We start from the raw sequence: 7,789 nt of genomic DNA on the forward strand, positions 1-7,789 counted from the left end.
AGATGGCCGAGCCTCATCAGGAGAAGTTTCAACTGAAACTGAGGATCCAGAGGGAAGCACAGGTGGAACAGAATCCGTAGATGAAGGAGATCCCGGAACAGGTAGCTTAGAGGGCAACATCTCATCAGTAAGAGTCTCAACTGGAGCAAACGGTGCAGGAGGCATGGGCACAGCAGAAGGATTCTCTGGAACAATTGGGACAGAGGGAAGCTCAGACGGAACTGATGCAGAAGGAGTAAGAGTAGAATCCGTAGAGATAAATGTTTCAGACGATTCAGATTCTTCAGGCAAAGAAGATGGTATAAGCGGAGGCTCAACAGAAGGAGGTTGTTCAGGCAAAATAGTCTCTGTTGGTCGTTCAGAAGAGATCGTTTCTGCTTCAGATTTAGGGGGTAAAACTATAGATGTGGGCTTAGAAGCAGATTCAAAAGAATTCGATTTAGGATCAATATAAACACCTTCGAGACGAAAATCCCAAAAATCTTCACTTCCCGTAACCAATCTATTCTTTGGATCCGCTTTTCCCAAAGAAGAAGTTGGACCATAAGCGCGAAGATGATATTGATAAGGCAAACTATTAATTGTAACATAATTATTATGCAATTTAAAAGAACTCTCCTCCGCCGTCCCAGCAACTTGAACAAGCGAAATACTATTGCTTCTTTCACTAGCACCTTCTTTTTCTAAACTTTTGGAAAAATTTTCCATCATGAGCAATGTACTTCCCGCAATATTCCCGTAGATCAAAATACGGTCAGTTTTTTTAGGATTAAATGAGCCGTCATTATTCACAAACGCACTCATCTTAATCTGCACATTTCCCTTTGCATTATAGACTTCTTTCTCATCTTGCATCCCGTCTATTGGATAGATGTCATTTAGATCACTTCCTTTTTCAATATATACGTTTCCAATATACAGCGTTTGATAATCTTGAGATATAAACTTATCAAAAAAAATTGTGCTATCAGAAATGCTTATAGACGAAAGTGATGAATTTACAGGAAATGATTCCTGCAAATCTATATGTTTCCTTTTGGTGAGATACCACGAAGAGCCATGTGTTAATTCTAAATGAACAGTCGATACATCTTCAACACGCGTCCCCCCTGTAAGTATAGAATCCTTTGCTTTCACCAATAGAGAAGAATTATTTTGAGCCTTTAACAATAAATCACCAGAGACCCTTGTCTTTTCTGTTAATTCAATGGTAGCTTCAGCTCCATAAATATCATCTCCCGTACTATAAATGGCAATACCATCAGGAACTGAAAAAGTTGTCTGTGACAAATGCAAAGATACTTCACCCAAAACAGTTTTTTCTACTTTTGAAAGTTTTTCACGCTCTACCTTAAACATATCGATCCATACATTTGGATCTAATCCATAAAAATACAGACCATATACTTTCTCACCCTGAACAGAAATTTTTGATCTTTCAATCTTAATATTTGTCTTTGTAAATTTATTTGATGAAGCGTATTCTTGAACCAATTTACCGCTACCATCTGCATAACCTGCAAAATTCGTAATCAAGAAGCCATGCATATCATTCAGCTGAATAGAATCACCACGTAAATGGACATTACCACCTTGTGATATGTCAAAAGCTTCTGGAAATTTATCAATATTCTCACCATCAACTACAATCGTGTATTTCTTACCTTTGCCCTGAATATTCGTAGTATCAATAAGATATTTCCCCCCAAACTGTGTTGAAAACCCACTAATCTCATTAAAAGTAACGGTACTGCCTGACATCCTAACGAATGCATCAGAACTACTAACAAATCCACTTCCTTTTACATTCAAATTAGTTGATACGATATCAATATTTACGCTCACTAAAGCAATATCAGTTTTTTTCCCTTCTGCACACACAACTTGCGAACTACCTTCAATCGTCCCTCTATTCATCATAACCTGTCCACTCTGAACACGAAAACCGGACATATCTTTAATATTTGAATTAGTTAGAACAAGCTTGGCATCATCTTTTACATATCCAGCATATAAAAAAGACTGCTTTGGTTTATCCGCCTTAATATTCATCTGTGATAAATTTAAAACAGTCCCTGCTTTTTCTATAGCTATAGCCGCAACCACAGTACTTTGAAGAAGAGAAGAAAAAGTATAAGTTTTATTACTTATCGTATGCTTTTTACTATCGTTATATGTAAATAAACTCTCTTCTATATTACAGGAAGTTCCTAAACTATTAGGACTCGCATTAATATTCACGATTGGCAAAAAAGAAACAATAGCTGTTATGATAAATAAAAATCTATAATCCCTCAATACATTAATCATAATTCTATTACAATTGCCCTTCTCCCCCCTAGTTAAAAATAAAAAATATTGCCATAATACTAAATTAAACACACAAACAGTGAGGAGTATAAAACTTAATATTCATTTTATACTCCTCACAACACTCTATAACTTATGTAAAGATTACTCTATATTTCATAGAAACCTAAAAATGATAGCGTAAACCTCCTGAAAAAATAATCCCTGAAAAACCAGCTTTGCTAAGGCGATGCTGATAAGTTACATCTCCACGTAATGCAAAATTTGAAGACAATTGAGCTTTCAATCCCATTCCAGTTTCTAAGGAAGAGCCAAAAGCACCCAATTGGAATTCATCTCCAAACCACACACGCTGTTTTCCTCCAAAACTATTGGTAAGATGAAGTTTCCCATTGAAAGAGACAACCTGTCCTTCTTCAAAGGCAGCAAGCGTCTTGCTTAAACGCCCACCCACACGCATCACCCACTGATCAAGTTTTCCCATTTCAATATCAAAGCCATCGATATCAGACGCCTTATCAAATCGTAAATTTTGATAAACAACTTGAACCTGCGGATCAAAAATAAGCCCCTTATTTCCTGTCATAAATGACTTACCAGCAATCACTGAAGCACTCAAAGGCGTTCCCTTCAATACTGTTGTCTTGCCTCTTGCTTGTGTCTGAACATCCCCTTTAAAGAACCCATAGGAAAGAAGTCCATTGATATAGAAACCTGTATCATGCTGCGTACTACCGTATGCTGTAACAGACCATTTATCAAATGTACTTTTTTTACTTTCTTTAACATCTTGAGGGTGTAGAGAAATTTTACCATAGCTCCCCATTATTCCAAAGCTGAAGGTATGATGTGTGTCCTCAATCGCATTGAGCAACACACTTGCTGCTATAGCGTTATAATTCAAATTTCCACTATAACCATATTCAAGCTCAGACAGATCAGAAACATAACGATAATTTCCACCGTAACCTTGCGCAAAAAATGCAGGACTTTTACCATTTCCTCCCAAAGCCCCAGCAGTGGTACGCAATGTCTCCAGCTGTTTATTATAATTGTTTATATCCATCAAATCAGCCTGAAACAAAGCATTAGGCATCGATAGATAGGTTGGAACTTGTGGAACAACAGCTTTAACGCCCTCTTCAAAATAATGAGCAGAAGCATCATGACCAACTAAAACATTATTATGATGCGGATAAGATCCAATAGAACGAGACACACGGCGACGAGACACACCATTTTTCAACTGAGCGTTTTTCAATTGAGCAGTACGAGAAGAACGCTGAACATATTCAGCTTCAAGTCGATAATCCCAAAAATCGCCATTATACTCAACATTTTTCCCTTTAATCGCTCTATTCTCACCTTTTGCCTGTCCATAAGAAGAATTTGGCCCATAAGCACGGAGACTGTATCGATAAGGTGCTCCTCTTAGAGCAACATAATCTGTTGCCAATTTAAAAGAATCCTCCGCTGCCTTTCCATAAACCTGAATAATTGAAGCATCATAGTGATCCTCTTTCTTAACTCTTAGCGTCTTTCCTTTCTCTAGAGCTACTGAAGGATTTACAATATATACCTTGGTTTTTCCATAAACATTACCATAGATCACAAGCGCATCAGCTTCTACCTTTTTGCTTGTACCGTTCGCAGTAAGATGTGCATTAATATATAAGCGCGCATTATTTGCAACGTAAGCATAATCTAAACCATGGTCATCATCCAATCTCCCAACACGAAGTATCTGATAACGACCATCTCTTGGTTTCCGAAAAATAATGGAACTGTCCATAACACTCATAAATGAAACAGACGAATCTGTAGATTGTATACTTTTCTGGTTATTATTTTTCCTTGGTGTCACCGTCCATTGTGATTTATTGAACAACTCAATACTACCGTAAGAACCTTTCTCAACCTGTGCTCCCCCCGTAAGAAAAGACGCATAGGCATCAAGCGCAACAAATGAATTATTCTTAATATCTAATAACCGATCAGCAAAGATACGAGAACCTTCTGATACTGTAATGTAAGGATACCTCCTCGCATCATCACTATAAATAGCTGTACCATCGGGAACGTGAAGGGCTGTTTTTTTTAATCGAACTTCTCCTAAACTCGTAAGAAGCTCTCCCTCTTGATATTCATATTGTGAAGGATTTCCTCTAAAATGCAAACCATGAGCTCCATGCCCCTTAAGAATGATCTCTGAGTCTTCCAAAACAACCAAAGACATAGAATTATCCCGCAACTCAAGTAATCTTTCCTGAAAAATTGGTTCTGCACTTTCAATCGCTATACCATGAGCATCTGTAACACGAACTTTACCATCATCAACGAAGAGAAAACCGCCTTGCTTCACACCAAACACAGATTGAGATATCTTACCACTTGTACTTTTTTGCTTTTCACCATTTCCCGTAACAGACAGCTTCTTAAAAGAACTTTTCTCATCTTTTGACACAATCACAGCTGATGTAATCTTTTCAGATTTATTAAATTCCAAAGTCCCACCAATTTTTAAAGAATCTTTTTTTGTCTTATCTTTTTTCAGATCAATTTTTATCTTATCTTTTTTCAGATCAATAACTGTATCATTGGATTGTGACATAGAAATAACATTTTCAAAGCTTGTATCCAATCCTTTCACATATCCTTGATCACTTCTTTCGACAGTTTTAGCGGCATCAACAGCATCACATAGATAGGATTTAAAGAGAGAACTACACGAAACTTTCTCTTGTGCATTTACATCTAGATTATGCACAAAAAGTAAAACAGAAGTCGTAAAGGCACACAAATATACATGGCGTTTTAACACGTTAATCATAATTTATTCTAAACTTTCTTTATTTCATCTTCATCGGAAATCGCAAAGCTAAATCTAACTCACCGACAGGTTATTCCTGTTGTGTGTATTTCGCATAATTTGTTTTGTATTATATGTAAAGTTAAAAATCAGAAAAATAACACAATAAAGTTACATTTTGTTCTTACAATTTTCACAAAAGATGCATTAAGAAAATACAATTAAAAATGATAGCTTAATCCACCAGAAAAATGCGTTCCAGAAAAGCCATCTTTCGTAAATTTATGTTTATAAATCAGATCACTATGAAAAGTAATTTTTTGAGATAATTGTGAATAAACACCAAATCCAGCTTCTAAAGAAGAACCAAAAGAACCAAGCTGGAAAGCATCTTTAAAATACACAAATTGTGTATCATCAAAATTACGAACGAAATGAAGCATACCATAGAAGGAAAGAAGCTGTGTATCTTTTGTAAAAGTCAGTGTTTTGGTTAAATGTCCCCCAATACGTACCCCCCAATGATCTGGTTTGCGCATATCAATATTAAGATTATCAATATCACGTGTATTACGAAACTGAAGATTTTGATAAACAAACTGAACCTGTGGTTCAAAAATAAAATACCGACAGCCTATCATAAATGTTTTACCTGCAGTTAAGGAAACACTTAAGGGCTTACCTCTTAATGCAGCTGTTTTACCTCTCTCATGTGTCAGAACATTGCCATTAAACAAACCATAAGAGAAGAGACCATCTATATAAAACCCCGTATCATGCAGCATAGTCCCATAGGCTGTGATTGTCCATTTATCAAATGTACTTTCTTGACTTTGTTTAACCTCCCAAGGCAGCAAAGAAAGCTTGCCATAATTTCCCATAATCCCAAAGGATGTTGTACTGTACGCATTTTCGATTTTCTTGAGTAAAATACCTGCCTCTAGTGCATTATAATCAAGATCACCTCCATATCTATATTCAAATGCAGACAAATTTGAAGTATAATAATGATGTCCACCGTAACCACGCAAAAACAAAGCGGGATTTTCATTAATTTTCAAAAGCTGACGAGAAAAATTTCGCAACGTTTGCATCTGCTTATTTTGATTACTGATATCCATTAATCCAGCATAAAATAAGGTATTTGGCACAAGAATATAAGTCAGAACCTGTGGAACAATAACCCTCGTATTTCGCTCAAAACCAGAAGAAAGCTTAGAAACAGAGGGGATAATAGAAAAACCAGATACAGGAGGAGAAACAACAGAAGGCGTGGAAGGATCAGATGGCGGAACAGGTGAACCTAACGCAGGCGGCACAACAACAGAAGGCGTGGGAGAAGCAGATGATGGAACAGGTGCACCTGACGCAGGCGGCATAAAAACAGAAGAAGAAGGAGAAGCAGATGGCGGAACAACTGGATGAGATTGAGTAATAACCGGAAGAACAGGTGCAAGAGAAGGAGGAAGAGAAACAGGAGGATGATTTGGAGCATCCAGCCCAAAAACATCAGATGTATCAGATATGGTCGTAAGATGGGAATCCTTATCAGGAGAATCTACAGGAGTAGAAAGACTTGGCTCCCGAGGTTCTTGCTGAGAATGAGAATCGATAGCCTTCTCTTCATCTCCAGTAATATTAGGATGAGTTTTCGACACAGAGGGAAGCTCATCAGAAGTAGGAGGAACAACAGATTCAATCACAGGAACAATTTTCGTGGGATCAAGAGGATGAGCATCAACGAATTTACTTTCAAGGCGGAAATCCCAAAATGTTCCAGTGTTTTTAAGCACTCTTTGATTAGAATCTGCCTCCCCTAAAGTAGAGCTTGGACCATAACTCTTAAGATGATACTGATAAGGGGAATCTTTAAGTGCAACATACCCCCCCTTTAACTGAAAAGAATCTTCAGCAGCTTGTCCATAAACCTGAATAATGGAAATCCCCTGATTATTACCACCCTCTCCCGTCAATGCTCCTGGACTTCCAGGAGCCTTATAAACATGGACTATCGTTTTTCCTTCAAGCCCCCCATTGATTAAAAGCCGATCAGTTTTCTGTTTATCAAGCTCTCCCCCTTGATCTAAATATGTATTAAGATAAAGATGTGCCTCACCGTGTGCTTTATAAACAGTCCCTGTTCCTTTCCCAATGAGAAGTGTCTGATAGCCACCTGTTGTTTTGGATTTTAATTCTTCAAAAATGAGAGAACTATCCCTAAGTTCAACCGATGAAAGAGAAGAATAATTTTTTAACCTAGAAGGAGACACATCAGAATTTTGTAATTGGCCATATTGGGGTCGCGATAAAATCCACTTTGAACCATTTTTTAAATTTATCTTGGCTGTAGAACTTTCATCAACATATGCGCTTCCTACAAGGGTAGAAGCATCAGCTTCAATCTTGACATTAGAATGTTCAACAGCTTTCAGGAATGAATCTCCAGAAACTGTTGAATGTTGTGAAAGCTTAACAGAACTTTCGAATTGGCGGCTATAAATAGCCGTACTTTCTGGAGCTACAAAAGTTGTCTGGGTCAACTGAACTGCCCCTTTTCCTGGTATAATTGTTTTTTTATCATTAAAAACAGCTTCCCAAAAAAAGTGCATACCATGAAATGCCTTCCCTCTCACAAAAACATTGGAATGTTTGATATGAGCAGCAGCATTA

General features: G+C 37.3%; 3 protein-coding genes. All 3 read right to left on the minus strand.

What is annotated here, in order from left to right:
* Window positions 1-2,310: autotransporter (locus BN338_RS12080; RefSeq protein ID WP_051018489.1), on the minus strand; the 2,310-nt coding region annotated here is incomplete at its 3' end.
* Between the two features lie 166 nt (window positions 2,311-2,476).
* Window positions 2,477-5,140, minus strand: a complete 2,664-nt coding sequence (locus tag BN338_RS03580; RefSeq protein ID WP_039759127.1) for an autotransporter outer membrane beta-barrel domain-containing protein — start codon at window positions 5,138-5,140, stop codon at window positions 2,477-2,479.
* A 200-nt stretch (window positions 5,141-5,340) separates the two neighbouring features.
* Window positions 5,341-7,789, minus strand: a 2,449-nt coding sequence (locus tag BN338_RS03585) for an autotransporter outer membrane beta-barrel domain-containing protein (RefSeq protein WP_051018490.1), incomplete at its 5' end; no start/stop codon positions are given.

The organism is Bartonella queenslandensis AUST/NH15 (assembly GCF_000312585.1).
Classification (GTDB): Bacteria; Pseudomonadota; Alphaproteobacteria; order Rhizobiales; family Rhizobiaceae; genus Bartonella; species Bartonella queenslandensis_A.